The following is a 24,929-nucleotide window of genomic DNA, read 5'->3' on the forward strand; positions in this document are numbered from 1 at the left end:
GGATGGGCCCTGACCCCGGGCCACAGCGACGACACCCTCATGGTGTCCCCACCGGCGTGCGCCCAGGACACCACCCGAAGGGGGCCGCATGTCACCTGACGCCGACGTGATCGACATCCACCCCGCCCGGCACCAGCGGGTGCTGATGCTCTCCTGGGAATACCCGCCCGTGCTGGTCGGCGGCCTCGGCCGGCACGTGCACGCCCTGGCCACCGCCCTGGCCGCCGCCGGGCACGAGGTCACCGTGGTCACCCGGCACGCCGAGGGGGCGCCGCTGGAGGAGTACGCCGACGGCGTCCGCGTCCTGCGCGCCCCCGAGGACCCGGTGACCTTTCCCCTGGCCACCGGGTCCCTGCTGGCCTGGACGATGGCGTTCAACCACACCCTGACCCGGACCGCCCTGCGGGCCACCGACACCGCCGACTTCGACGTGATCCACGCCCACGACTGGCTGGTCGGGCACACCGCGGTGACCCTGGCCGAGCACCTCGACCTGCCGCTGGTCACCACCATCCACGCCACCGAGGCCGGCCGGCACCAGGGTTGGCTGCCCGGCGAGCTGAACCGCACCATCCACGGCGTCGAACACTGGATCAGCAACGCCTCGGCCCGGGTGATCGCCTGCTCCGGTTACATGCGCGCGCAGGTGAGCCGGCTGTTCGACGTGCCGGCCGGCCGGGTCGACGTGGTGCCCAACGGGGTCGACGAGCGGGCCTGGCGGGCCCGGCCGCGCGCGGTCGCCTCGGCACGGGCCCGGTTCGCCGGGGACGGCCCGCTGGTCGGTTACGCCGGTCGGCTGGTCTACGAGAAGGGCGTGCAGCACCTGGTGGACGCCGTGCCGCACCTGCGGGACCGGCACCCGGGGCTGCGGGTGGTGATCGCCGGGGACGGCCCGTACAAGGACGAACTGGTCGACCAGGTGCGGCGGCTGCACGTCGCCGACAGCGTCCGGTTCGCCGGTTTCCTGGACGCCGGGCAGCTCCCGGCGGTGCTCGCCGCCACCGACGCGACAGTCGTGCCGAGCCTCTACGAGCCGTTCGGCATGATCGCCCTGGAGGCGGCGGCGGCCGGCGCTCCGCTGGCCGTGGCGAGCACCGGCGGGCTGGCCGAGATCGTCGAACCGGGCGTCACCGGGGTGACCTTCCCGCACAGCGACCCGGGCGCACTCGCCGGTGCGGTCGACCGGCTCATCGGCGACGAGGTCTTCGCCCGCCGGGTGGCCCGCCGGGCCCGCACCATGGTCGGCGAGCGGTACGGCTGGGCGGCCATCGCCGCACGTACCGTGAGCAGCTACGCCACCGCCCGCCGCGAACACGGTGGCTTCCAGGCCCGGCGGGCGGCGATGCTGCTGGCCGGCGGTCGACAGCGGGTCAGCATCCCGGAGGGCAACCTGCTGGCGCTGGACGGCGCGGCATGCTGAGTGGACCCGGACCAGACAACCGATAGGTCCGTCCCGATCCATTGGCTACGGTGTACCTCGGCCGATGGTGAGGAGAACGGTGCAGCAGGTAGTGATCGCCGGCCGGTACCGCCTGTTGAACCTGGTGGGCCGGGGTGGCATGGGTCGGGTCTGGCTGGCCCGCGACGAGCTGTTGCACCGCGAGGTGGCGATCAAGGAGGTGGTGCCCCCCGCCTGGTTGGCCGACGACGAACGCGACGAGTTGCGGCTGCGGACCCTGCGCGAGGCGCGTACCGCAGCCCGGCTCAACCATCCCCACGTGGTCCGGGTCTACGACGTGGTGCAGGTCGAGGACCGGCCGTGGATCGTGATGGAGTACGTCCTGTCGCAGTCGTTGCAGGCGGTGCTGGACACCACCGGCCCGGTCGCCCCGGTGCGCGCCGCCGAGATCGGTCTGGCGCTGCTGGCCGCGTTGCGTGCCGCGCACTCCGCCGGGGTGCTGCACCGCGACGTGAAGCCGCAGAACGTCCTGGTCGCCGACGACGGGCGGGTGATGCTCACCGACTTCGGGCTGGCCACCTTCGACGGTGGTGACGGGCTGATGACCCGTCCCGGGATGGTGCTCGGCTCACCGCAGTTCGTCGCCCCGGAACGCGCCGCCGACGGGGTGTCCAGCGTGGAGGCGGATCTGTGGTCGCTCGGGGCCACCCTGCACGCCGCCGTGGAAGGCCGCTCCCCGTACGCCCGCAGCACCGCGATGGCCACGCTGGCCGCACTGGCCACCTCCCCACCGGACCCGGCGCCGCACGCCGGGCCCCTGCGCCCGGTGCTGGACGGACTGCTGTCGCGCGACCCCCGGCAGCGGATCGGCCACGACGAGGCGGCTCGCCGGCTGGAGGCGGTGGCCCGACCGACGCCCCACTCCGAGCCTCCCACCGTGGTGCTGCCGGTCGCCCGTTCGGTGGGCGTGGCCCGGCCGCACCGGCCGGGCGACGGCGAGCCGGCCGACCGGCCGACGGAGCGGTCGTCGAGGAGTCGCGCGGAACGCGACGCCGAACGGGCGTGGGGGCCGCCCGGTCGCCGGGTCCCCGGTGACACGGGCGAGCGACCCACCACGTCCCCCGCCCCGGCGGCGTCCGGCGTCGCCGGCCCGGAGTCCAGCCGTCCCGGGCCGGGCGGCGGGACACCGGACGGCCTGCCGACGGGTGGCCCGGGGGCGGGCGGAACCGCCCCCGGCGGCCCCGGTACGGGACCCGGCGAGCCGGGAGGGCCCGGGCCCGGGGCGGACAGCCCGGGACAGGGCGGCCCGGGAGGACGTGGCCCGGGGCGGGGCGGCGCGGGTGCGGGGTCACGACGGGCGACCGGAACGGGTGGCGTGGTCGGGATGTTCACCCGGCTGCCCGGAGGCACCCGGGGCTGGCTACTGGCCGGGGTGACGCTGACGGTGGGGGCGACCGTGGGAATCGGCACCACCTTCGCGATCGACCACGACGAGCAGCGGGCCGCGCCGGGCGTCACCGACGCGCCGACCAGCAGCACGCCCTCGACCCGCCCGTACGGCCCGCCGCGTCCCGACCAGGGCCGGCCGGGCCCACCGCCCGGCGCACCGGGCCTCGTCCCACCGCCCCTGCCGTGCCTACGACCCGATCCGGTCGGCACGAAGGTCACCGGTCGACCGGCGACCCTGGACGACGGGTTCCGACCCCCGGCCGGCTGGTCCTGGTACGACGGTGCCGGCTTCCGGATCGCCGTACCGGTCGGCTGGCTGCGGAGCCAGGAGGGGCAGGTGGCCTGCTTCCGCGACCCGGGCAGCCGCCGGACGCTCAGCGTCGAGCCGCTGACCGGCGGCGGCGGTGGCGCGTTGGACCGGTTGCGGGCCGAGGAACGCACGCAGCTCGGCTTCGACGCCCTACCCGGGTACGACAAGATCAGACTGGACGCCTTCGACGGTGACGGCGCCCAGTGGGAGTGCCGCTGGGACACCCCGTTCGGCGGCCGGGAGCACGGGCTCCGCATGATCCCGGGAGGGGACCTGTCCGGGTTCATGCTCAGCTGGTCCACCGCCGACGAGGACTGGGATGACTCGACCGGCCAGCTGCGGGTGGTCCGGGAGAGCTTCCGGGGCCGGTCGACCGAGGTCACCTCGCCCACCTGACCGACCCCTCGACGGCCGTCCGCCACGGGGAAGGGACCCCCGGCACTGCGCCACCCCCGGCGGCCCGGCCACCACCCACCGCTGCCACCCGCCTCCGGCACCGCCCCCCACCACCCTCGCTGCGGTCGAGAAACCGCAGCTCGGTGGCTACCCTGACAGGGGGGGCAGTCGAGGGGGAAAGTCGTGCAGCAGCAGCTGGTCGCGGGGCGCTACCGCCTGCTCGATCTGGCCGGCACCGGCGGGATGGGTCGGGTCTGGCTGGCGCGCGACGAGATGCTGCACCGGGACGTCGCGGTCAAGGAGGTCGTCCCACCCCACTGGCTCGCCGAGTCCGAGCGCGAGGAGCTGCGGCTGCGGACGCTGCGCGAGGCGCGCACCGCGGCCCGGCTCAACCACCCGAACGTGGTCCGCATCTATGACGTGGTGCACGACGGGGACAGCCCCTGGATCGTGATGGAGTACGTCCCGTCCCGGTCGGTGCAGCAACTACTCAGCGCCGAAGGCCCGCTGGACCCGCAGCGGGTGGCCGGGATCGGGCTGGCGGTGCTGGCCGCGCTGCGTGCCGCGCACTCCGCCGGGGTGCTGCACCGGGACGTGAAGCCGCACAACGTCCTGGTCGCCGACGACGGTCGGGTGGTGCTCACCGACTTCGGGCTGGCCACCTTCGACGGTGGCGACGGGGCGATGACCGGCCCGGGGATGGTGCTCGGCTCGCCGCAGTTCGTCGCCCCCGAGCGGGCCCGCGACGGGGTTTCCGACCCGCGTACCGACCTGTGGTCGTTGGGCGCCACCCTCTACGCGGCGGTGGAGGGGCAGTCCCCGTACGCCCGCGCCAGCGCGATGGCGACGTTGAGCGCCCTGGCCACCGAGCCGCCCGACCCGGTGCGCCGGGCCGGGCCGCTGCGCCCGGTGCTGGAGGGTCTGCTGCGTCGCGAGCCGGGTCGACGGCTCACCGCCGCCGAGACGGAGTCGTTGCTGCACGCGGCGCTCGCCGCGACGCCCGCCGGGCCGGGAACGGGCAGCCCGCCCTCCGCCGGACCGGCAACGGGCAGCCCGCCCTTCGTCGGACCGCAAGCGCCCGGCGCGACATCCGAGCGGCCGGCGACTCCCACCGGGCCGGCGAGCGTCAGCGCGCCCCCGCCCGCCGGGCAGCCGGCATTCGGGGCATCGCCCGCCGGGCAGCCGGCATTCGGGGCGTCGGCTGGAGAGGGCCCGGCCGACGGGGGCACCCCACCGTTGCCGGCGGCGGGTGCGCGCCGCCGTTGGCGGCGGATCGCCCTGGTCGCGGCGGCCGTCGCGGGCACGCTGCTGGCCGGGGTCGGGACGACGCTCGCCCTGCGCGACGGTGCCACCATGCCGTCCTCGCCGGGCGTCGGGGCAGGCAACCCGGTGGCCCGACCGGCGGCCTTCCCGTGCGCCGCGCCCGCGCCGGCCGACGCCATCCCGGTCCGGTCCGCGCCGCCCCCGAGGGGTGAGCGGTTCGGCCTGGTCCCGGGGTGGACCTGGTACGAGGATCCGACCGGGTTCCGGATCGCCGCGCCGGCCGGTTGGCTGCACTACTCCGAGGGCGGGGTGACCTGCCTGCGTGAGCCGGGTGGCCCCCGGGTGTTGAGCGTGGCCCCGGGGGACGCGCCGACCGACCCGGTGGCCCACTGGAAGAGCGAGGAACGCCGGCTCACCGACGACGGCCGGCTCGCCGGTTACCGCCGGGTGGAGATCTCCCCGCTGGACATGTTCCGCGGCGGCGCGCTGTGGGAGTGCGAGTGGACCGGCGCGGCCGGCCGGCTGCACACCGCCCGGCTGCTGGTACGGGTCACCCGGGACCGCGCGTACACCGTCTCATGGCTGACAAACCAGTTCGACTGGCAGGTCAACGCGACATACTTCCTGATGATCAGGCAGAGTTTCCGCCCCGCCGACTGACACCCTCCCCTGTGGACCGTCCGGGTGATTGCCCCGTCGGCGGCGGTTCTGGCACAGTGGCGTAGCGTTGTCGATCAAGAACCTGGGGAGGGGCGAGGCGAGATGATGGGACCGTCCCACGCACTGTCGGGCGCGGCGGTGTGGCTGACCGGGTCGTGGGCGCTGGATCAGTTCGCCGACTACCACCAGTCCCCGCTGGCGCTGGCCGTCGGCACGGCGGTCTGCGCCGGTGGCGCACTCTTTCCCGACCTCGACCTCTCCGGCAAGGTCACCCGCAACCAGGGCGGCGCGACGGTGGCCCGCACCTTCGGCGTCTTCTCGCTCTTCGTCGCCGAGGTGATGGAGAAGATCTCGCTCGGCGTCTACTACGCCACCAAGCTCAGCCGCGACCCGCGCCGCAACAACGGCCACCGCACGCTGACCCACACCATCCCGTTCACCGTGCTGGTCGGCTGGGGCACCACCACGCTCTGCGCCGCGTACGGCAAGTGGGCGGTGGTGAGCATCCTGTTCTTCATGATCGGGCTGGCGCTGCGCGGGCTCTTCGACGAGTGGGCCGAGCGGGCCGGCTGGGTGATCGTCACCCTCGTCTCGGCCGCCGCCGCCTGGTTCACCTTCGCCAACCTGCCCGGCGACCGTGGCTACCCGATGATCGGGTTGGCGGTCGGGGTGGGCTGTTTCGTGCACATCCTCGGCGACATGATCACCAAGGCCGGGGTGCCGATCCTCTGGCCGATCCCGATCAAGCGCCGGATGTGGACGATGATCGGGCTGCCGAACAGCATCGCCCTGCGTACCGGCAGCAAGGCGGAGGTGGTCGTGTTGCGGACCGCGCTGACGGCGCTCTCCGTCCTCGCTGCGGTCGGCCTGGTCGCCCCCTCGGTGCTGCAACGGTTCAACATCGAGGTCTGACCGGTCGACGCACGCCACCTGGCCCGGCGTCGGCCTGCTACCCCGGATCAGGGCGGCACCGGCCGATCCCGACGGACCACCACCGGACCAGCCATCCCTGGAACGCTCCGGCAGGTCCCGGGACGGGACCGGCCGAACGTGGGACGGTCCGGGAGCGCGGCGCACGCCTACGATGCGACCATGTCCGCCCCCGGGACCCACCCTCTCGCCGGATCCCGGCGCGGGCGATCGCTCGCCGGCCTGCTGACCCTGCTGTCGCTGGTCCTCTTCGGGGGCGTGCTCTGGGACGCCGGGTATGCCTGGCTCTATCCGGCGGCGCGCTTCCTGCACCGACCGCTGCCCCTGCTCGGGTTGGCCACGCTGGCCGCACTGACGCTGGTGGCCGCCGGCTGGCTGGCCGCCCGGCACCCTCCCGCCTCGACGGTGCTGCGGCTCACCACGCTCGGCTGTGCGGTGCTGCTCGGTGTGGGCACCGGCGCCTGGGGCGTGTTCCGCACCGGCTTCGCCTCGACCGTCGAGCGGGACTCGACGCTGGCGGTCTCCCCCGACGGCCGGTACGCGGTGGTCCGGCTGGACACCCGCGACTGGAAGGACCTCCCGCACACCGAACTGCGGGTGCGATCCCGGGCCGGCCTGCTCAGCCACGACGCGGACCGGGAGTTGGTCACCTGCCGTGACGGCTGGCCGCACGGGTGGGTCGACGCCGAGTTCATCGACGAGCGGGTGGTCCGGGTCGCGATGGCCGACCGGCCTGCGGTCACCGTCGCCTTCGACCGACGGCTGCGCCCCCCACAGCCGGTGGAAGCCTGCCGCCCGGCCGACGGTTGATCAGACGCCGACCCGTTGCGGTGGCACGGTGAGGCCGTAGAGCGCCATCAACTCCGGGGTGTCCACCCGGTTGCCGTCGGCGACCGAGTCACAGGCGATGTCGACGATCTGGTCCTTGTGCGCCAACAGGTACGGTCGGGCTCCGACGTCGGAGCTGGCCAGGGTGGCGATGCCGGCCCAGTGCCGGCGGCCGAAGAGCATCGGGTAACCGCGCAGCCCGTCGTAGGTGGCGCAGGCCAGCACGTCCGGGTACGGCAGCGCAGCCACCCGCCGGACCGCCGCCGGGGTGAGGCCGGGCATGTCGACCGGGACCACCACCACCGCCTCGACCCGCTCGTCGGCCAACGCGGCCAGGCCGGCCCGGATCGACGAGCCGACTCCGGTCCCCCAGGCCCGGTTGACCACCACGGTGGCGGAGCTCAGGTCGGCCGCCGCCCGGACCTCGTCGGCTGCCGCGCCCAACACGACCACCAACTGCCCGCACCCGGCCTCGGTCATCGTGTCGATCATGCGGCTGACCAGCGGCCGGCCCCCCTGGCACAGCAACGCCTCGGGGCCGCCGAGCCGACGTCCCCCGCCCGCCGCCATGATCATTCCTGCAGTACGCACACCCGGTGCAACGAGCCCCCCAGGAATCAGTGTCGGCGCGAAAGGGATATTTCACGCGTATAACCCGCCTCACCCCTCCGCCGTCCCCGGTGATCAAGAGGTTCACGTCAGGGAACCCCGTCCAGTTGACCTAAACCTCTTGATCACCGGGCCGGGCCGGACCGGCCGGGCGGGGCGGGCGGGGCCGGGGCGGGGAGCGGCCGGGGTGGGGTGGGTGGGGTGGGGTGGGTGGGGTGGGTGGGGTGGGGTTAGGCGTGGGCGTAGCAGGGGACGGTGGAGAGGTCCAGGGGGAAGCGGACGGGGGTGTCACCGAAGAGGAGTGTCGAGGCGCGTGCTCCGGCTCGGCGGATCGCCTCGGTCACCGCGTCGGCCAGCTCGGCCGGACAGTGCACGACCACCTCGTCGTGCTGGAAGAAGACCAGCTCGCCGCCGACCCCGGCCAACTCGCCCCGGAGCGTGGCGAGCAACGTCGAGGCCCACTCGGCGGCGGTGGCCTGGATGACGAAGTTCCGGGTGAAACGGCCCCGGGCCCGCGCGGCCCGGGCCCGGGGTGAGCGCGGGTCCGCCCCTGCGTCCGGGTCCACCGGGTCGTCGTCACCGTCGCCGAAACCGGCCGTCCCCGGCGGGCAGGTCCGCCCCAGCCAGGACCGGACCAGGCCGCCCGCCTCGCCGGTACGGGCCGCCGCCTCCAGGTATCCGAAGGCGGTCGGATAGCTGCGCTTGAGCACCGCCAGGGCGGGCAGCGCCGCGCCGCCGGTCTGCCCGTACATCGCGCCGAGCAGGGCGAGCTTGGCGCGGGCCCGGTCACCGGCGAAGGAGTCCTGGGCCAACGCCGCATAGAGGTCACCGGCCGCACCGGCGGTGGCCAACCGGGCGTCGCCGGAGACCGCGGCGAGCACCCGGGGCTCCAACTGGCCGGCGTCGGCCACCACCAACTGCCAACCCGGATCGGCCACCACCGCCCGGCGGATCACCTTGGGGATCTGCAACGCCCCGCCGCCCCGGGTGGCCCACCGGCCGGAGACCACCCCGGCGGGGACGTATTCCGGGCGGAACCGGCCGTCGCGGACCCAGGCGTCCCGCCAGGCCCAGCCGTGGGCCGTCCAGATCCGGTACAGCTCCTTGTATTCGAGCAGCAGCGGCACCGCCGGATGATCGACGCCGCGTAGCACCCAGGCCCGGGTGTTGGGCAACTCCACGCCGACCCGGGCGAAGGCGCGCAGCAGCTCGGCCGGGGAGTCGGCGTGCAGTTGCCGGACGCCGAGCGCCGCCGCGATCCGGGCGGCCAACTCGGCCAGCCGCCGGGGTGGGCCGCCCATCGGGGACGCCTCACCCAGCAGCTCGGCGAGAAGCTCGCCGTGCACGTCGACCCGCCAGGGCAGCCCGGCGGCGGCCATCTCGACCGCGACCAGCGCGCCGGCCGACTCGGCGGCGACCAGCAGCCGGAACCGGCCGGGATGGGCGGTGGCGGCGATCCGGGTGAGCTGGTCGGCGTACACCCGGGTCAGGGTGTCGATGCCGGGGGCCGGCGGGCCGGGGACGGTCTCGAAGAGCGCGGCCTGGCCGTGACCGGGTGGCGCGGGCGGCCGGGCCGGCGGGTCGGGTGGGACCACGGCCCCGGTGAGCCGGGCGTACGCGGCGGCGGGCGAGCGGGGCTCGCCCCACCGGCCGGCGTGCCCCAGCAGCAGCGCCTCGGTCAGCTCCACGTCGTGGCAGCGCTCGACGCGCGCCCCGGCCCGCAACAGGGCGGGGTAGACCGCCGCGCCGGAGCCCCACACCCAGCGGGGACGCTCGGCGGCCTCGCGGGCGGCGACGGCGCCGGGCAGGTCGTCGACCAGGTCGACCGTGCCGACCGGTCGACCGGCGGCGTCCAGCGGTTGAAGCCCGCCACCACCCCGCTCGCCCGCCACCACCGCCACCACCGCCACGACCCGATTCTGCCCCGCCCCTGTGACACCCCGCCCGATCCCGCCCGGTCGCCAGGTCCGTCCACCGGTCGCCGCCACCTACCGACCGGCCGGCGGACGGCCGGCGGACGGCTCGCCGCCGCGCTGACGGGGTGGGGATGACGGCCGGCGAACCACTCGCCCCGCGCTGATCGGGCGGGGGATGACGGCCGGCGGACGGCTCGCCGCCGCGCTGACGGGGCGGGGGCGACAGCCTACGAACCACTCGCCGCCGCGCTGGCCGGACGGGGTGCCGCGGCGCTGGTCGGAGGGGATTGTGCGCGAGGGAGAGGTATACCCAGCTGGCATATTCATGCCAGCTGGGCATACCGGTCTTCACACATGAGGTTCTGTCCGGCCCGGGAACCGAGGCCCGGGAACCGAGGGGCCCTGCCACGTGGCCGCGCACGGCTTCCGGCGGCAGCGCGGAGCGCCAGCCGCCCCGGCGGCGGGATGGCGAGGGGTTCACCTCGCCGCCGGGACGGACGTGGACTACTTGACCGCGCCGGAGGTCAGGCCGGACTGGATCTGCCGTTGGAAGATCGCGTACACGAGGATCATCGGGAGGATGGCGATGGTGAGGGCGGCGAACAGGCCCGACCAGTCGGCCTCGTAGCCGGCGTTGACCGAGATGTCGGCGATGCCCTGGGTGAGCACCCACTTGTCCTTGGCGTTGGAGAGCAGCACCAGGGGCAACTGGTACTGCGCCCACTGCCCGATGATGTTGAAGATCGCCACGCTGATCAGGCCCGGCTTCGCCATCGGCAGCATCACCTGGAAGAACAGCCGGGTGTGTGAGCAGCCGTCGATCATCCCCGCCTCGGCCACCGAGTTCGGCAGGGTCCGGAAGAACGCGGCCAGGAAGAAGATGGTGAACGGCAGCGAGTAGGCGATGTAGACCAGGATCACCCCGGTGTGGGTGTCCAGCAGGCCCAGGTTGCGCACCACGAAGAACAGCGGGACCAGCGCCAGGAAGACCGGGAAGGCCAACCCGGAGACGAACAGGTAGTAGATCGCCCGGTTGCCCCGGAACTTGTACCGGGCCAGCACGTACGCGGCCATCGAGCCGAGCAGCATGGTGCCGAAGGTGCTGCACGACACCACGAAGACGCTGTTGAGGAAGTACCGGCCGACGTGCGCCTTGGTCCAGGCCCGGCCGAAGTTCTCCCAGCGCAGCTCCGCCGGCAACGTCCACGGGCTGCTGAAGATCTCGCCGGTGTTCTTGAACGCGGCCAGGAACGTCCAGAGGATCGGCACGATGACGATCACCGCCCAGACGGCGAGCGCCAGCTGACCGAGCCCGCTGAACAGTCGTACCTCGTGGTGCTCGCCCCGGGCCCGGCGGGCGGGGGTGGCGGGCCGGCCCGGCGGGGTGTCCGCCGAGGCCGGCGGCAGCGTCGTCTGTGCGGCCATCTCAGTACTCCACGCTTTCCCGCTTGGTCAACCGCAGCGTCAGCGCCGCGAACGTGAGGGTGAGGAAGAACAGCGCCACGCCCATCGCCGAGGCGTAGCCGTACTTCGAGTAGACGAAGGCGTTGCGGTAGATCTCCACCGCCAGCACCGTCGTCGCGCCGTCCGGACCGCCGCTGTCCACCGAGAGCACCGCGACGATGGCGAACGCGTCGAACGCGGCGATGCCGAGATAGACCCAGGCCACCTGGAGGGTGTCCCAGAGCAGCGGCAGGGTGACCCGGAAGAAGAGCATCACCTTGCTCGCCCCGTCCATCTCGGCCGCCTCGTAGATCTCACCCGGGATCGAGGCCATCCCGGCCGAGAAGAGCACCACGTAGAAGCCGACGGCCTGCCAGACCAGCACCGCGATGATCGACCAGAGGGCCAGGTTGGGCCGGATCAGGAACAGCACCGGGTCCAGGCCGATCTTCATCAGCACGCCGTTGATCAGGCCGGACTCGTTGGGCCGGTAGACCATCTGGAACAGCACCGCGATGATGGCCACGGCCAGGACCTGGGGGAAGAAGAACACCACCCGGTAGAACTTCGCCCCCCGGACCCCCTGCCGCTGGCCGCCCACGCTGCGCCCGCCCACGTTGAGCAGGAAGGCGAAGAACAGCGCGATGGCGATCGTGATCAGCGGCAGGGCAAGCAGCAGTACGCCGTGGTGCTGGACCGCCTGCCAGAAGCGCCCGTCGTCGAGCAGCCGCCGGTAGTTGTCGAAGCCCACCCACTGCGGGGCGGACAGCCCCCGCCAGTTGGTCATCGAGATCTGGAACGCCTGCGCGTACGGTGCGATGACGAAGACCACGTACAGCGTGACCGGGGCGAAGAGGAACCCGATCACGAACGGATACTTGCCGTGCCGCATGATCCCGCTACTCCGATCGGTCAGCGCGTGAACTTGGCGACGGAGCTGTCCTTCTTGATGGCGTCGGCCCGCTTCTGGATCCGCTCCACGAAGGCGTCCGCCTTGATCCGGCCGAACATCAGCTCGTTGGTGGCGGTCCGCGCCTCCGTGTCGAGCTCCTTGTACCAGCCGTCGAAGTACAGGTTGAACACGTCCTTGCCGGCGGCGGCGAGGGCGGCCTGCGAGCTGGCCACGCCGGGCGGGAAGGCGAAGCCCTGGCTGCCGGCGGTGACCACGGTCGGGGCCTTGACCACCTCGGTGAAGCCCTTCGCCCCGGCCACCGAGAGCATCTGGCGCATGTACTCCAGACCACCGCGCGGGTTCTTGCTCTTGGCCGAGACGAAGTAGCCCTCACCGGCGGTGGCCCGCACCGCGGTGCCCGGCAGCTTGTCCGAGCCGGACAGGCTCGGCACCGGCATCAGCTGGTAGTCGAAGCCGGCCGGGGTGTCCTTCTTCTGCTCGCCCTCCAGCCAGTCGCCGCTGGGGTAGAAGGCCAGCTTGTACTGGTTCTGCCGCAGCTGCACGTCGGTGTGCTTGAGCCCCTCGAAGCTCTTGTCGACGTACTTCGCACCGATCTCGGCCCACGCCTGCGCGGCCTGCTTGACCGCGTCCTGCTGCCAGGCGCCGTCCTCCAGGTTGTCGATGTTCTTGAGGACGTCGGTGCCGCCGATCTTCGCGGCGTGGGTCAGGATCACGTTCCACTGGTAGTAGGCCGCGTTCGCCCCGGCGTAGCCGTACGGGGTGATGCCCTTGGCCTTGATCTTGTCGAGCAGGGCGGTGAACTCCGACCAGTCCTTCGCCGGCGCCCAGCCGTTCTCCTTGAACAGCTTGCCCGAGTACCAGACGCCGAAGACGGTGGAGACGTAGTACAGGACGTACGGCTTGCCGTTGAACGAGCCGGCCTCGACGGTGCCGGGGACGACGGTGTCGCGGACCTTCTTGCCCGGGTCGTCGACCGACGGGGCGTCCCACAGCTCGGTGAGGTCCATCAGCTGCCCGTCGGCGACCAGCGAGCCGAAGTCGATCAGCTTCTCGCCGGAGTTGTTGACGAACTCCGGCGGGTTGCCCGAGGCGAACCGGGGCTGAAGCACGGTGGAGACCGCCTGGGTGGACTGGTGCTTGATCTCCGCCTTGGGGAACGCCTTCTTGTAGAGCGGCTCGTGCACGTCGGTGGCGTACTTCTCGCCGTAGCCACCGTTGAAGATGACCACCTCCAGCGGGGCGTCCTCGGCGGCGCCGAGCGGGTTGGTCGCGCTCTTGGTGCCCTCCTCGGCCTTGGTGTTGCCGCCCTCGTCGGAGCCGCTGGTGGCGCAGGCACCGAGCAGGCCGACCACCGGCGTGGCGAGCAGGCCCGCCGCGGCGGTACGGCCCAGCAGGGTGCGGCGGCTCAGCGGGGTCGGGGTCTCGGGGGTATTCGACATCGTCGTCTCTCCTTGGGTGTTCGGGTCAGGCGGTCCGCCGGAGACGCCCGGCGTAGCGCGACTCGAGGGCGAGGTTGTGCGCGTCCCCACCGGGGACGTTGGCGGAGAGGTAGATAGGGGGTACCTCTCCGGCCTGGTGGAACCGTCGGACGACCTCCGCGGTCACCAGTTGCGCCAGCAGCGCGGAGGTGACCGAGGAGACCGCACAGACCGCGCCGCCGCCGTCGAGCGGCAGCAGTGCGTCGCCGTACGGTGCGCCGTTGTCCAGCACGACGTCGGCGAGTTCGGCGAGTCGGTGACCGGACGGGTGGCGGGGGGCGACCCGTGCGGTGTGCGCGACCGAGGTGACCGCGATCAGCGGGTGGCCGCGCCCGGTGACCAGCGTCGCCAGCTCGACGACCGAGCCGTTGATGCCGGACTGGGAGGCGATCAGGAAGACGTCGGCCGGCTGCGGTCGGGCCAGCGGGTAGAGCTGGTGGGCCACGGCCGGGTCGCGTTCCAGCTTGGGGTCGGTGAGCACGTCGCGCGGGGCGTCGCCGTGCAGCACCAGGTCGTGCAGGCTGAGCCGGTTGGTGGGGACCAGGCCGCCGGCGCGGGCCACCAGCTCGGCGGCGAACGCCTCGGAGTGGCCGGCGCCGAACGCCTGGAGCACCCCGCCGGCCCGCAGGCTGGTGGCGATCAGGTCGGCGGCCCGGCCGATCGCCTCGGCCTGGGAGTCGACCAGCCGGTCGAGCACCGGCCGGACGGCTCGCGCGTACCCCTGGGCACTGATCATCAGGTGGTCCCCTTCGCGGCCTTGTGCCCGTCGACGGCCTGGGCGGTACGCCGGAAGGCCGCGTGGGCGCGGTCGTGGGTGCGCTGCGCCACGGCGATGTAGAGCAGGTCGAGCACGACGAGCTGGGGGTGCCGGGCGGACAGCGCGTCCGGCCGGAAGGTGGTGGCCTGGCTGGCGGTGAGCAGGACGATGTCGGCCAGCTCGGCCAGCGGGGAGCGCGGGAACCCGGTCAACGCCACGGTGGTGGCTCCCCGGCTGCCCGCCTCGGCCAGCATCTCGATGGTCTCCCGGGTCTGCCCGGTGTGCGAGATGCCCAGGGCCACGTCGCCGACGCCGAGCAGCGCGGCGCTGGCCAGCCCCTCGTGCACGTCGCTCCAGGCCCACGCCGCCACCCCGATGCGGTGCAGGCTGAACTGCATCTCCTCGCCGACCAGGGCGCTGCCGCTGGCGCCGAAGATGTTGACCCGGGCCGCGCCGGCGATGGCGACGGCGGCCCGTTCCACCTCGGCGAGGTCGAGCAGGGTGGCGGTGTCGTGCATGGCCCGGGTGTCGGCGGCCATGATCTGGTCGAGCACCCGGGCGAGCGGGTCGCCGGGCTGGATCTCCCGGCCGATGTCCACGGTCCAGCCGGCCGAGCGGGCCCGGCCGGTCTCGGAGGCGATGCCGAGGCGCAGGTCGGCGTAGCCGTCGAAGCCCATCGCCCGGCAGAACCGGGTGATCGTCGCGGGTGAGGTGCCGCTGCGTTCGGCCAGCTCGACGATGGTGGCGCGGGCCGCTGCCTCCGGGTCGCTGAGCACCTGCTCGGCGACCCGGCGCAACGCTCCCGTCAACTCCCCCACGCCGGCCCGGACCCTGGCCAGCACTCCGTCGGCGCCCCGCCGGTCGACCGGTTCGGCATCGACCACCGCGGTTGCCGCGGTGGTGTCCGCCTCATGCTCGGCCATCGACGCACCTTTCGGAAAAGAGTGTTAACTGTTAGTGGTAAAAGTTCTTACTGAAGGCCCCTTCCTGTCAAGACCGTGGGCGAAGTTTTCAAACTGTTACCTGCCGGCGCACCCCGCCGACGGTCATCGATCTTGCTCGCGAGGGCCGCGCCGACCAGCATGGACACCACCCACACCGCCACCTCCGGGAGGTCCGGGAGCATGTCCGACACCGTCGTGGTCGGCCTCGACGTCGGGGGTACGTCCACCCGGGCGACCGCCCTGACCCTCACCGGCGAACGCCTCGGCACCGGCCGGGCCGGCGGCGGCAACCCCACCAGCCACGGTGCCGACCGGGCCGCCGCCGAACTGTCGACCGCACTGCGGGAGGCGCTGCGCGGGGTCGATCCGGCCCGGGTCCGCGCCGGGGCCATCGGCCTGGCCGGGGCCGGCCGGTTACGCGCCGACCCGGCCGGTCGGGCCGCCTTCGACCGGGCCTGGTCGGACGCCGGCCTGCGCTGCCCGTACACGGTGCACAGCGACGCCCTCGTCGGGTACGCCTCCGGCACCGCCGCACCCGACGGCACGATCCTGATCGCCGGCACCGGGGCGATCGCCGCCCAGGTGTGCCGGTGGCGACTGGACCGGGTCGCCGACGGGCACGGTTGGCTGCTCGGCGACGCCGGCTCCGGATTCTGGCTGGGCCGGGAGGCGGTACGCGCGCTCCTGGCCGACCTGGACGCGGGCCGGGCACCGGGGCCACTGGGCCGCACGGTCCTCGTCGACCTGCTGGGGGACGACCGGGTCGCCGAGCGCCCCCGGGACACCGTGGACGCGGTGGTCCAGGCGGTCACCCGCCGGCCGCCGGTCGAGCTGGCCCGACTCGCCCCGCTGGTGGTCGACGCCGCCGTCGACGGGGAGCCGGTGGCGGCCGAACTGCTCCCCCGCGCCGCCGCGCACCTGGTCACCAGCGTCGGCCGGATCCGCCCGGACGCCGCGACGACGCCACTGGTGCTCGGCGGTGGGCTGCTCACCGGGGACACCCCGCTCGGCGCGGCGGTCCGGGCCGAGGCGGTCCGGCGCTGGCCGGACGCCCCGGTCCGCTCGGCCGGGGACGGCGCGGCGGCTGCGGCCTGGCTGGCCGCCCGCACCCTGCCCGACGTCACCGACCCGGTCGCCCGGCACGCGCTGCTGGTCCCGTCGGCCGACTGACCGCCCACCGACGCGTAGCGCGCTACCCGCCGACGGGGCGCTCCGTCACCAGGCCGGCGTCCCGGAGCACCCGTAGGTGTCCGGAGAGGCTGGGATGAACGCATGTCGGAACGCGCGGCGAGCGCCTGCACCGGCTGTTCGCCGTGCCGCAAGCGACCGCAGCAAGCCGGTGGGACCGACCATATGGTCGTTATCGGTCAGCCTGCCACCGTGGTGCGCGTCCCGGCATGCGCCCGCTGGCGAGCCGGGGCGGCCGGCATGCCCCCGCTGTCTCAGGTCTGGGTGGGGAAGCCGAGGTTCACCCCGCCGTGGCGCGGGTCCAGCCAGCGGCTGGTGACCACCTTGCCCCGGGTGAAGAACCGCACCCCGTCCTCCCCGTGGGCGTGCAGGTCACCGAAGAGGGACGCCTTCCACCCGCCGAACGAGTAGTAGGCCATCGGCACCGGGATCGGCACGTTGATCCCGACCATGCCGACCTCCACCTCGTGCTGGAAGCGCCGGGCCGCCCCACCGTCGTTGGTGAAGATCGCCGCGCCGTTGCCGTACGGGTTGGCGTTGACCAGGGCGACCGCCTCGTCGTACGAGTCGACCCGGACGACGCCGAGTACCGGGCCGAAAATCTCGTCGGTGTAGATCGACATGTCCGGGGTGACGTGGTCGAACAGGGTCGGGCCGAGCCAGAAGCCACCCGGTTCACCGTCCGGCACCACGTCCCGGCCGTCCACCACCGGCACCGCGCCCGCCGCCACCCCGGCCGCGACGTAGGACCGGACCCGTTCGGCATGCGCGGCGGTGACCAGGGGACCCAGGTCGCCGCCGCGTCGGCCGTCGCCGGTGCGCAGCCCCGCCATCCGGTCGACGATCTTCGCCACCAGGGCGTCGGCGATCGGCGCCACCGCGACCAACACCGAGATCGCCATGCACCGTTCCCCCGCCGAGCCGAACCCGGCGTTGACCGCCGCGTCGGCGGCCAGGTCCAGATCGGCGTCGGGCAGCACCACCAGGTGGTTCTTCGCCCCGCCGAGGGCCTGCACCCGCTTGCCGGCCAACGTGCCACGCCGGTGCACGTGCCGGGCGACCGGGGTGGAGCCGACGAACGACACCGCCCGCACCCCGGGGTGGTCCAGCAGCGCGTCCACCGCCTCGGCGTCGCCGTTGACCACGTTGAGCACCCCGTCGGGCAGGCCCGCCTCGGCGAACCACTCGGCCAGCAGCAGCGCCGCGCTCGGGTCCTTCTCGCTCGGCTTGAGCACCACCGCGTTGCCGCAGGCCACCGCCACCGGCACGAACCACAGCGGCACCATCACCGGGAAGTTGAACGGCGAGATCACCGCCACCACCCCGAGCGGCTGCCGCAGGCTGTACGAGTCGACCTCGGTGGAGACGTTCTCGCTGAAACTCCCGCGCAACGCCGAGGCGACGCCGCAGGCGTACTCGATCACCTCAAGGCCGCGCTGCACCTCGCCGGCGGCGTCGGCGAGCACCTTGCCGTGCTCGGCGGTGATCACCTCGGCGAGCCGGTCACGCCGGGCGTGGACCAGCTCCCGGAAGGCGAACAGCACCGCCGTCCGCCGGGCCAGTGAGGCGTCCCGCCAGCTCCGGGCGGCCCGCTCGGCCGCCTCGACCGCGCCCGCGACGTCCGCCGCGTCGGCCAGCGCCACCCGGCCGGTGGGCCGCCCGGTGGCCGGGTCGAAGACGTCCCCGTGCCGGCCGGACGTCCCGTCGATCCGCTTCCCGTCGACGAAGTGCCCGATCCGGGTCGCGTCGCCCGCCGCCACCGGCCCCGCCGGCACCGGTCCGGCAGCCACCGGCCCGGCAGCCACCGGCCCCGCCGCGGCCACCGCCGATGCCTCCGCCCCCGCCGGCGCGGCGGCCTGCGGGCCGGGTGGTGGCGTCTGCCGGGCCGGACCGCCCGTCGCGCTCATCGCGCCGCCTCCGCCGCCACGGCGGAACGGATCGCCTCGACCAGGATGGCCAGCCCCTCGCGGGCCTCGTCCTCGGTGAGGGTCAGCGGCGGGCCCATCCGCAGCACGTTGCCGTGCAGGCCGCCCTTGCCGACCAGCAGGCCGCCGGCCCGGCACGCCTCGAGGACCCCGGCGGCCAACGCCGGATCGGGCTCCAACCCACCGGGCCGGACGAACTCCACCGCGAGCATCAGTCCCTTCCCCCGCACCTCGGCGACGCCGTCGAGGTCGGCGACCGTGGCCCGCAGGCCGTCGAGGAGGATCGCGCCGACCCGGGCCGCGTTGGCCTGGAGGTCGTGGTCGCGCAGGTAGTCCAGGACCGCGTTGCCGGCGGCGGTGCAGAGCGGGTTGCCACCGAAGGTGGAGAAGCTGATCGCCGGCACCGACTCCATGATGTCCGCCCGGCCGACCACCCCGGCCAGGGCGAACCCGTTGCCGATGCCCTTGGCGAAGGTGAGCAGGTCCGGGGTGACCCCGTGCGCCTGGTAGCCCCAGAAGTGCTCGCCGGTACGCCCCCAGCCGGTCTGCACCTCGTCGGAGATGAGCAGGATGCCGTGCTCGTCGAGCACCTTGCGCCAGCCGGCGAACAACCCGTCGGGCGGGGCGACGAAACCACCGACGCCCTGGATCGGCTCGGCGATCAGGCAGGCCACGTCGCCGCTGGTCTGGGTGGCGAGCACCTCGCGCAGGTCCTCCACGGCGGCGTCCATCCGGTCGGCCTCGGGCAGCCGGGCGAGCAGCCCGCGCAGCCGCTCACCGGAGTGCAGCCAGGCCACCTGGAGCGGGTTGTGCGCGCTGGCCGTCCAGCTCCGGTGGCCGGTGATCCCCATCGTCGCGTACGACCGACCGTGGTAGCTGTTGCGGACGGCGAGGATCTGGTGCGACCGGCGGTGGTTGGTGGCGACCAGCAGCGCCGCCTCGTTCGCCTCGGTGCCCGAGTTGGTGAAGAAGACCCGGGCGTCCGGGATGCCGGCGAGCGAGGCCACCTTCTCGGCCAGCTCCACCTGTTGCCGGATCAGATAGAGGGTGGAGGTGTGCACCAGGCCGGTCCGCAGTTGACGCTCCACCGCCTCGCGGATCTCCGGGATGTCGTAGCCGATCATGTTGGTCAGCACCCCACCGAAGAAGTCCAGGTAGCTGCGCCCCTGGGCGTCGGTGACCCGGCGGCCGGACCCGGCGACCAGCTCGATCGGCTCGGCGTAGTAGAGCGGCATCCAGGACGGGAGCACGGCCCGGTGTCGGGCCAGCAGGTCGTCGGCGGTCATCGGCACACCCTTCAGCGGCGGCGGCTTGCGCGTCCCTCGCACGCTGCCACCCCGACCGGCCGCCGACAACTGGCACTGTGTAGCCCCGCAGCCGTCCACACCTGACACCGCGTCACCCGGCCCGGCACCATGGGGGGCGCGTGGTCGGGTTCGCGGCCCGCGCCGTACGTCGGGATCGCGGCCGCGCCGGGATCGAGGTCGCGGCCGCGCCGGGATCGAGGTCGCGGCCGCGCCGGGATCGAGGTCGCGGCCGCGCCGGGATCGAGGTCGCGGGCCGACGGCTCAGCCGGCGGCGGTGTCCCGGATCGCCTCGGCGAAGACCTCGGAGCGGTGCTCGAAGTTGCGGAACCGGCCATAGCTGGGCGCCGCCGGCGAAAGCAGCACCACCCCGTCGGCCGGGGTCACCGACCGGGCCAGCCGGACGGCGTCCACCAGGTCGTCCACCACCTCGGTACGCACCTTCGGCAACCCGGCCAGCGCCGCCACGATGCGGGAACCGCTGTCCGGAATCCCGATCACGGTCAGCTCCCGCTCGGCCAGGTGCGTGGCCAGCGGCGCGTAGTCCAGCCCCCGGTCGGTGCCACCGACGATCACCGTCAACGGCCGCCCGTCGTACGCGTCGATCGCGTGCATCGCCGCGTACGGGCTGGTGGCGAGGGTGTCGTCGACGAAGGTGAGGCCGGACGGGTCGGCGATCTCGGTGAGCCGGTGGGCCAGCCCGTGGAACCCGGCGACCGCCACCGCCAGGGTGTCCTTGTGGGCGACGACGTCGACCCCGAGCGCGTCGAGCACCGCGAGCGCCACGCAGAGGTTGCCCGCGTTGTGCCGGCCGACCAGCGGCAGCACCCCCCGGGCGAACAGCGGCCGGTCGCCGAGGTGGAACCAGTCGGTGCCGTCCGGGCCGGTGGCGACGTGCACGCTGTCCGGCAGGCCGGCGCGGATCGCCGCCCGGTCGCCCAGCTCCAGCGCGAGGCGGGGGTCGTGGCCGTTGACCACCACCGTCCGGGGGCCGTACGCGATCAGGTTGAGCTTGTCCCGGTAGTACTCGGCCTCCCCGCCGTGCGCGTCCAGGTGTTCCGGGAACAGGGCGGTGACCACCGCGACCCGGGGTGACTCGGTCAGGTCGCTGCACTGGTAGCTGGACAGCTCCAGCACGTACCGCTCGGCGTCGGGCAGGTCGAGGGTGGGCACGCCGATGTTGCCGCCCAGCACGTTGGGCCGGTCCACCGCCGCGAGCAGGTGGCTGATCAGGCTGGACGTGGTCGACTTGCCCTTGCTGCCGGTGACCCCGATCGTCCGGTCGGCGTGGTCGGCCATCCACAGCGCGGTGCCCTGGGTGACGGTGACCCCCCGCGCGCGCAGCTCGACCAGCCACGGGTGGGTGTTGGGCACCCCCGGGGAGCGCACCACGATCTCGGCGGCGGCCAGCCGGGCGTACCCCTGCTCGCCGGTGACCAGCGGCGCGGCCTCGGCGAGCGGGCCCTCCCAGGGCAGGCTGAGGAAGTTGGCGCTGTCGTCGACGGCGACCAGGTCCGCCGGGCCGTGCGCGGCGATGGCGGTCACGGCGGCGCGGCCCTCCCGGCCGGCCCCCCAGACGGCGACGGTACGGCCGCGCAGATCGGACAGGCGCACGAACTCTCCCTGAGGTGTCGACGGTGGGGCGGCGGCCCGGTCCGGCGCAGCGGACCCGACCGGACGAACCAGGGCCTAGTATGGCGTGTGCCCAACGAGCAGCTCCGGCGGATGGACGCCTTCACCTTCCCGTCGTACGCGATCGACCTCGCCACCGGCGAGGCGTTGTTCGACTACGCCCTGACCGGCCCCGACGGTGAGCAGCGGTTCACCGAGGCGATCACGCTGCCGCTGCCGGCCGAGCCGCCGTCGGACGAGACGGTGGCCACCCTGGGCCGGGTCCTGGAGCTGCTGCACGTGGTCGCCGGGGTCAGCTACTACAAGGCCGCCGCGCCGCCGAGGCTGGTGCTGCCCGCGCCGCTGGGAGCCGCCGCCACCGCGCTGGTCACCGCCGTCTACACCAAGGGCCTCGCGGAGTACGCCTACCGCAACCAGCTCCCGCACGTGCTGGAGCTGCGCCCCGAGGTGCCGGCCGGCGAGGTGCCGCCGCCCCGGGTGTACGACGACTCCGACCGTCGTCCGCTGTCGGCCGTCGGCGGGGGCAAGGACTCCATCGTCAGCCTGGAGGCGCTGCGCCGGGCCGGCTTCGACCCGGTGCCCTTCTCGGTCAACCCCAACCACGTGATCGTCTCCGTCAACGAGGCGTCCGGGTTGCCCGCCCTGGCTGCCCGGCGACGGCTCGACCCGGTGCTGTTCGACCTGAACGCGGCCGGCGCGCGCAACGGGCACATCCCGGTCACCGCGATCAACTCGCTGATCGCGGTCGCCACCGCCGTGCTGCACGGGCTCGGGCCGGTGGTGATGTCCAACGAGCGGTCCGCGTCCGACCCGAACCTGATCTGGAACGGTCACGAGATCAACCACCAGTGGTCCAAGGGGGTCGAGGCCGAGGGGCTGCTGCGGGCGGCGCTGGCCGAGCACGCCGGGCTCACCGAGCCGTACTTCTCGCTGCTGCGCTCGCTGTCGGAGCTGCACATCGCCCGACTGTTCGCCACCATCGACCGCTACGACGCGGTGGTGACCAGCTGCAACGCCGCGTTCAAGCTGCGCGACGCCAGCGCCCGCTGGTGCCGCAACTGCCCGAAGTGCCGGTTCGTCTTCCTGGCCATGGCCCCGTTCATGCGCCGGGAGCGGGTGGTCGGCATCTTCGGCGGCGACCTGCTGGCCGACGAGGCGCAGATCCCCGGCTACCGGGAACTGCTCGGCGTGGACGGGCACAAGCCGTTCGAGTGCGTCGGCGAGGTCGAGGAGTCGGTGGTGGCGTTGAGCCTGCTCGCCGCGCAGGACCAGTGGCGTGACGCCCCGGTGGTCCGCACCCTGGTCGAGGCGGTCCCCCCGACCGCCTGGTCCACCGCCGCCACCTCCGACGTCTTCACCCCCACCGGACCCCACCACATCCCCACCCCGTACACCAAAACCCTGGACTCCCTCACCTGACCCGCCCCACTCCCGCCCCGCGCCCGCCCGGTCCCGTCCCGTCCCGTCCCGTCCCGTCCCGTCCCGTCCCGTCCCGTCCCGTCCCGTCTCGTCTCGTCTCGGTGATCAAGAGGTTTACGTCAAGATTTGGCGTTCTGCTGACGTAAACCTCTTGATCACCGGGGCGAGCGCCGGGCGGGGGCGGGGCGGCAGGCGCGGGGGCGGGGTGGGGTGGGTGGGTGGGTGGGGGTTAGGGGGTGCGGATGGCGTCCAGGGCCAGCAGGGCTACGTGCAGGGAGAGGCAGGCTTCTACCGAGTCGAGGTCGACGCCGAGGATGCGGCCGATCCGGGCCAGTCGCTCGTAGAAGGCCGGTCGGGACAGGTGCGCGGCGGCCGCGCCGGCCGACTTGTTGCGGCCCTGCTCCAGGTAGGCCCGCAGGGTGCCGAGCAGTTGCTCCCGGGGGTGCTGGGCGTCGTGGGCCAGCAGCGCGCCGAGTTCCCGCTCGACGAAGGTCTGCAACCGGGGCTCGTCGCGCAGCAGGTGCAGCACACCGGCCAGCCCGACATGCGGCAGCCGGAAGATCGGCAGGTCCCGGCGATCCCGGCGGGCCGCCTCGGCGAGCTGTCGGGCCTCGACCAGCGACCGGCGTACCTCCCGCAGGCTCCCCACCCCGGAGCCGGCGGCGACGATCACCCTCAGCCGGTGGCCGCTCCCGCCGGGCGACGGCTGGTCGGGGTGGCGGCGGCGCAGCGCGGCGGCGAAGGCGGCGAGGGCGCGCTCCTCGGCGGCGGCGTCCGGCAGGGCGAGCAGGACACCCACCACCTGGTCGTCGACCGGGCTGGTCAGGCCGGACAGCTTCGTCTCGCGGAGCGCCTGGCCGACCGCCTCGGCGAGATCACGCAGCCGGGCCGGGCCGGCCTCCGGGTCCGGCGAGGCCGTCGGTGCCGGCCGGGCGCTCGGGATCGGGGACGGGCCGGGTCCGTCGACCGGTGGCCCGCCCTCGCCCGGCGAGGGGTGGCCCGCCGTGGTGTCGCGGCGGTGCCGGACCATGATGCCGACCAGGTGCCGGCGGTCCAGGGTCACCCCGAGCGCCCTGGCCCGCAGGGCGATCTCGTCCACCGGGCGGGAATGATCGAGCAGGGCGGTGAGCAGGGTGCGGTGCAGCTGCCGCTCCAGCCCCTCGGCGTCCCGTCGGATCAGCCGACCCAGCGCCAGCGTCGAGGCCGCCCGCTCCACCAGGATGGTCAGCCGGGTGGGCGGGGCGCCGACGGGCCGACCGTCACCGAGGTCCGCGCCGGCCGGCCAGCGCAGCAGCAGCCGACCCCAGTCCTGTCCGCGCGCGCCGACGGTGGTCACCAACCAACCGCTGGCCACGTCGTACGCCGTCCGGCCGGTGGGACGGATCCGTCGGGAGTGCTGCTCCCAGCCGTCGAGCAGCAGGTCGGCGCTCTCCCCCGCCGGGTCGTAGGCGAGCACCTGCCGGGACAGGTTCTCCAGCACCACCGGGCAGCCGGCCAGCTCGGCGGCCTGCCGGACCACCTCGGCCGCCCCGGCGCCCTCGACGGACAGGTCGGTGAACCGCTGGTGGATCTCCTCGGTGGCCCGCAGCTCGTGCAGTTGGGCGTCGACGATCAGGGCGTGCACCGCCTCGGTGATCCGGACGAACGGGGTGGCCCGCCGCAGCTCGACCAGGGGCAGCCCGCGCCGCTCGGCGGCCACGACCATCACCCGGGGCACCTCGGCCGGATAGCGGCGGCCCAGCTCGACCACCAGACCGGAGACGCCCACCTCGGCGAGGTCGCCGATGAAGGCGCGGAGCCCGGCGTCGTCGGCCGGTAGCCCGATGCCGGTGGTGAGCACCAGTTCCCCGCCGCCGAGCAGGGTGGCGATGTCGGGCACCTCCGTGACGTGCACCCAGCGCACCGGCCGGTCCAGGCCGGCCTCCCCGGCCACCAGTCGTGGGGCACCGCGACGCACCGGGTCCAGCGCGAGCACCTCACGGACGGTAGGGAACACGGGCGACACGCTACCCTCGGTGATCCCTGCCGCCGGCAGGCACCGTTGCCGCATTCGCCGGCCGACGCCGCGCTGCGATGCCCGTCGTACCGACAGGCACCGCGGCGGTCCGGACCGGTCGCCGCCGGTCGGCGGACGGCGCGGCACAGGTCGGTGGCGTTCGCTCCGGG

The 24,929-nt window shown here is 73.9% G+C and carries 18 protein-coding genes; 7 read left to right on the forward strand and 11 right to left on the reverse strand.

The window, feature by feature from the left end:
- Positions 1-88: 88 nt before the first annotated feature.
- The 5 genes from ACQP1S_RS21775 (at position 89) to ACQP1S_RS21795 (ending at position 7,217) form a co-directional block, all read left to right on the forward strand.
- The gene (locus ACQP1S_RS21775; RefSeq protein ID WP_432898534.1) at positions 89-1,420 is read left to right on the forward strand and encodes a glycosyltransferase family 4 protein; all 1,332 of its coding nucleotides are present in this window, start codon (positions 89-91) and stop codon (positions 1,418-1,420) included.
- Between the two features lie 79 nt (positions 1,421-1,499).
- Entirely contained in the window at positions 1,500-3,554 is a 2,055-nt protein-coding gene (locus ACQP1S_RS21780) for a serine/threonine-protein kinase (protein WP_432898537.1), read from the forward strand.
- A gap of 183 nt (positions 3,555-3,737) precedes the next feature.
- The gene (locus ACQP1S_RS21785) at positions 3,738-5,477 is read left to right on the forward strand and encodes a protein kinase domain-containing protein (protein ID WP_432898540.1); all 1,740 of its coding nucleotides are present in this window, start codon (positions 3,738-3,740) and stop codon (positions 5,475-5,477) included.
- A 102-nt stretch (positions 5,478-5,579) separates the two neighbouring features.
- On the forward strand, positions 5,580-6,389 hold the full coding sequence (locus ACQP1S_RS21790) for a metal-dependent hydrolase (protein WP_091237251.1): 810 nt from the start codon (positions 5,580-5,582) through the stop codon (positions 6,387-6,389).
- Between the two features lie 180 nt (positions 6,390-6,569).
- Positions 6,570-7,217 carry a hypothetical protein gene (locus tag ACQP1S_RS21795; protein WP_432898543.1) on the forward strand — a complete coding sequence of 216 codons (648 nt, stop codon included), beginning with the start codon at positions 6,570-6,572 and terminating at the stop codon, positions 7,215-7,217.
- Here the strand turns inward: ACQP1S_RS21795 and ACQP1S_RS21800 are convergent, their stop codons facing one another.
- The 7 genes from ACQP1S_RS21800 to ACQP1S_RS21830 all read right to left on the reverse strand — a co-directional run bounded on the left by ACQP1S_RS21800 (position 7,218) and on the right by ACQP1S_RS21830 (position 15,274).
- A complete protein-coding gene (locus ACQP1S_RS21800) occupies positions 7,218-7,811 on the reverse strand; it encodes a nucleotidyltransferase family protein (RefSeq protein WP_432898545.1) in 594 nt (197 codons plus the stop codon). It abuts the gene before it with no gap.
- A 263-nt stretch (positions 7,812-8,074) separates the two neighbouring features.
- On the reverse strand, positions 8,075-9,754 hold the full coding sequence (locus tag ACQP1S_RS21805; protein ID WP_432898548.1) for a bifunctional 3'-5' exonuclease/DNA polymerase: 1,680 nt from the start codon (positions 9,752-9,754) through the stop codon (positions 8,075-8,077).
- A gap of 510 nt (positions 9,755-10,264) precedes the next feature.
- Positions 10,265-11,185: a carbohydrate ABC transporter permease gene (locus ACQP1S_RS21810; protein ID WP_357900329.1), complete on the reverse strand. Its 921-nt coding sequence runs from the start codon at positions 11,183-11,185 to the stop codon at positions 10,265-10,267.
- 1 nt (position 11,186) lies between these two features.
- Positions 11,187-12,095, reverse strand: a complete 909-nt coding sequence (locus ACQP1S_RS21815; RefSeq protein ID WP_091237254.1) for a carbohydrate ABC transporter permease — start codon at positions 12,093-12,095, stop codon at positions 11,187-11,189.
- A 20-nt stretch (positions 12,096-12,115) separates the two neighbouring features.
- Positions 12,116-13,555 (reverse strand): N-acetylglucosamine/diacetylchitobiose ABC transporter substrate-binding protein, encoded by a 1,440-nt coding sequence (gene ngcE / locus ACQP1S_RS21820; protein ID WP_432898553.1) that lies wholly within the window; start codon positions 13,553-13,555, stop codon positions 12,116-12,118.
- A 25-nt stretch (positions 13,556-13,580) separates the two neighbouring features.
- Positions 13,581-14,330: a sugar isomerase domain-containing protein gene (locus ACQP1S_RS21825; protein ID WP_091237256.1), complete on the reverse strand. Its 750-nt coding sequence runs from the start codon at positions 14,328-14,330 to the stop codon at positions 13,581-13,583.
- A complete protein-coding gene (locus tag ACQP1S_RS21830) occupies positions 14,330-15,274 on the reverse strand; it encodes a MurR/RpiR family transcriptional regulator (protein ID WP_432898556.1) in 945 nt (314 codons plus the stop codon). Before ACQP1S_RS21830 ends, ACQP1S_RS21825 begins: the two co-directional genes overlap by 1 nt.
- Positions 15,275-15,475: 201 nt before the next feature.
- Between ACQP1S_RS21830 and ACQP1S_RS21835 the strand changes: the two genes are divergently transcribed.
- Positions 15,476-16,465 carry an N-acetylglucosamine kinase gene (locus ACQP1S_RS21835; protein ID WP_432898559.1) on the forward strand — a complete coding sequence of 330 codons (990 nt, stop codon included), beginning with the start codon at positions 15,476-15,478 and terminating at the stop codon, positions 16,463-16,465.
- A 272-nt stretch (positions 16,466-16,737) separates the two neighbouring features.
- Here ACQP1S_RS21835 and ACQP1S_RS21840 read toward each other — a convergent pair whose 3' ends face one another.
- The 3 genes from ACQP1S_RS21840 to murD all read right to left on the reverse strand — a co-directional run bounded on the left by ACQP1S_RS21840 (position 16,738) and on the right by murD (position 21,326).
- On the reverse strand, positions 16,738-18,390 hold the full coding sequence (locus ACQP1S_RS21840; protein ID WP_432898562.1) for a CoA-acylating methylmalonate-semialdehyde dehydrogenase: 1,653 nt from the start codon (positions 18,388-18,390) through the stop codon (positions 16,738-16,740).
- Positions 18,387-19,694, reverse strand: a complete 1,308-nt coding sequence (locus ACQP1S_RS21845) for an aspartate aminotransferase family protein (RefSeq protein WP_432898565.1) — start codon at positions 19,692-19,694, stop codon at positions 18,387-18,389. Before ACQP1S_RS21845 ends, ACQP1S_RS21840 begins: the two co-directional genes overlap by 4 nt.
- A gap of 282 nt (positions 19,695-19,976) precedes the next feature.
- Positions 19,977-21,326, reverse strand: a complete 1,350-nt coding sequence (gene murD, locus ACQP1S_RS21850) for a UDP-N-acetylmuramoyl-L-alanine--D-glutamate ligase (RefSeq protein ID WP_432898568.1) — start codon at positions 21,324-21,326, stop codon at positions 19,977-19,979.
- 87 nt (positions 21,327-21,413) lie between these two features.
- On the opposite strand from murD, the gene ACQP1S_RS21855 reads away from it, so the two are divergent.
- Positions 21,414-22,763: a hypothetical protein gene (locus ACQP1S_RS21855; protein ID WP_432898571.1), complete on the forward strand. Its 1,350-nt coding sequence runs from the start codon at positions 21,414-21,416 to the stop codon at positions 22,761-22,763.
- 229 nt (positions 22,764-22,992) lie between these two features.
- Here ACQP1S_RS21855 and ACQP1S_RS21860 read toward each other — a convergent pair whose 3' ends face one another.
- Positions 22,993-24,768: a PucR family transcriptional regulator gene (locus ACQP1S_RS21860; protein WP_432898574.1), complete on the reverse strand. Its 1,776-nt coding sequence runs from the start codon at positions 24,766-24,768 to the stop codon at positions 22,993-22,995.
- Positions 24,769-24,929 lie beyond the last annotated feature (161 nt).

This window comes from Micromonospora matsumotoense (genome assembly GCF_050951065.1).
Lineage (GTDB): Bacteria > Actinomycetota > Actinomycetes > Mycobacteriales > Micromonosporaceae > Micromonospora > Micromonospora matsumotoensis.

Coding starts and splice junctions, on each gene's coding strand:
- ACQP1S_RS21845 (WP_432898565.1), bottom strand. CDS start 19,694: ATGACCGCCGACGACCTGCTGGCCCGACACCGGGCCGTGCTCCCGTCC.
- ACQP1S_RS21800 (WP_432898545.1), bottom strand. CDS start 7,811: ATGATCATGGCGGCGGGCGGGGGACGTCGGCTCGGCGGCCCCGAGGCG.
- ACQP1S_RS21815 (WP_091237254.1), bottom strand. CDS start 12,095: ATGCGGCACGGCAAGTATCCGTTCGTGATCGGGTTCCTCTTCGCCCCG.
- ACQP1S_RS21840 (WP_432898562.1), bottom strand. CDS start 18,390: ATGAGCGCGACGGGCGGTCCGGCCCGGCAGACGCCACCACCCGGCCCG.
- ACQP1S_RS21810 (WP_357900329.1), bottom strand. CDS start 11,185: ATGGCCGCACAGACGACGCTGCCGCCGGCCTCGGCGGACACCCCGCCG.
- ngcE (WP_432898553.1), bottom strand. CDS start 13,555: ATGTCGAATACCCCCGAGACCCCGACCCCGCTGAGCCGCCGCACCCTG.
- ACQP1S_RS21835 (WP_432898559.1), top strand. CDS start 15,476: ATGTCCGACACCGTCGTGGTCGGCCTCGACGTCGGGGGTACGTCCACC.
- ACQP1S_RS21825 (WP_091237256.1), bottom strand. CDS start 14,330: ATGATCAGTGCCCAGGGGTACGCGCGAGCCGTCCGGCCGGTGCTCGAC.
- ACQP1S_RS21775 (WP_432898534.1), top strand. CDS start 89: ATGTCACCTGACGCCGACGTGATCGACATCCACCCCGCCCGGCACCAG.
- ACQP1S_RS21795 (WP_432898543.1), top strand. CDS start 6,570: ATGTCCGCCCCCGGGACCCACCCTCTCGCCGGATCCCGGCGCGGGCGA.
- ACQP1S_RS21790 (WP_091237251.1), top strand. CDS start 5,580: ATGATGGGACCGTCCCACGCACTGTCGGGCGCGGCGGTGTGGCTGACC.
- ACQP1S_RS21830 (WP_432898556.1), bottom strand. CDS start 15,274: ATGGCCGAGCATGAGGCGGACACCACCGCGGCAACCGCGGTGGTCGAT.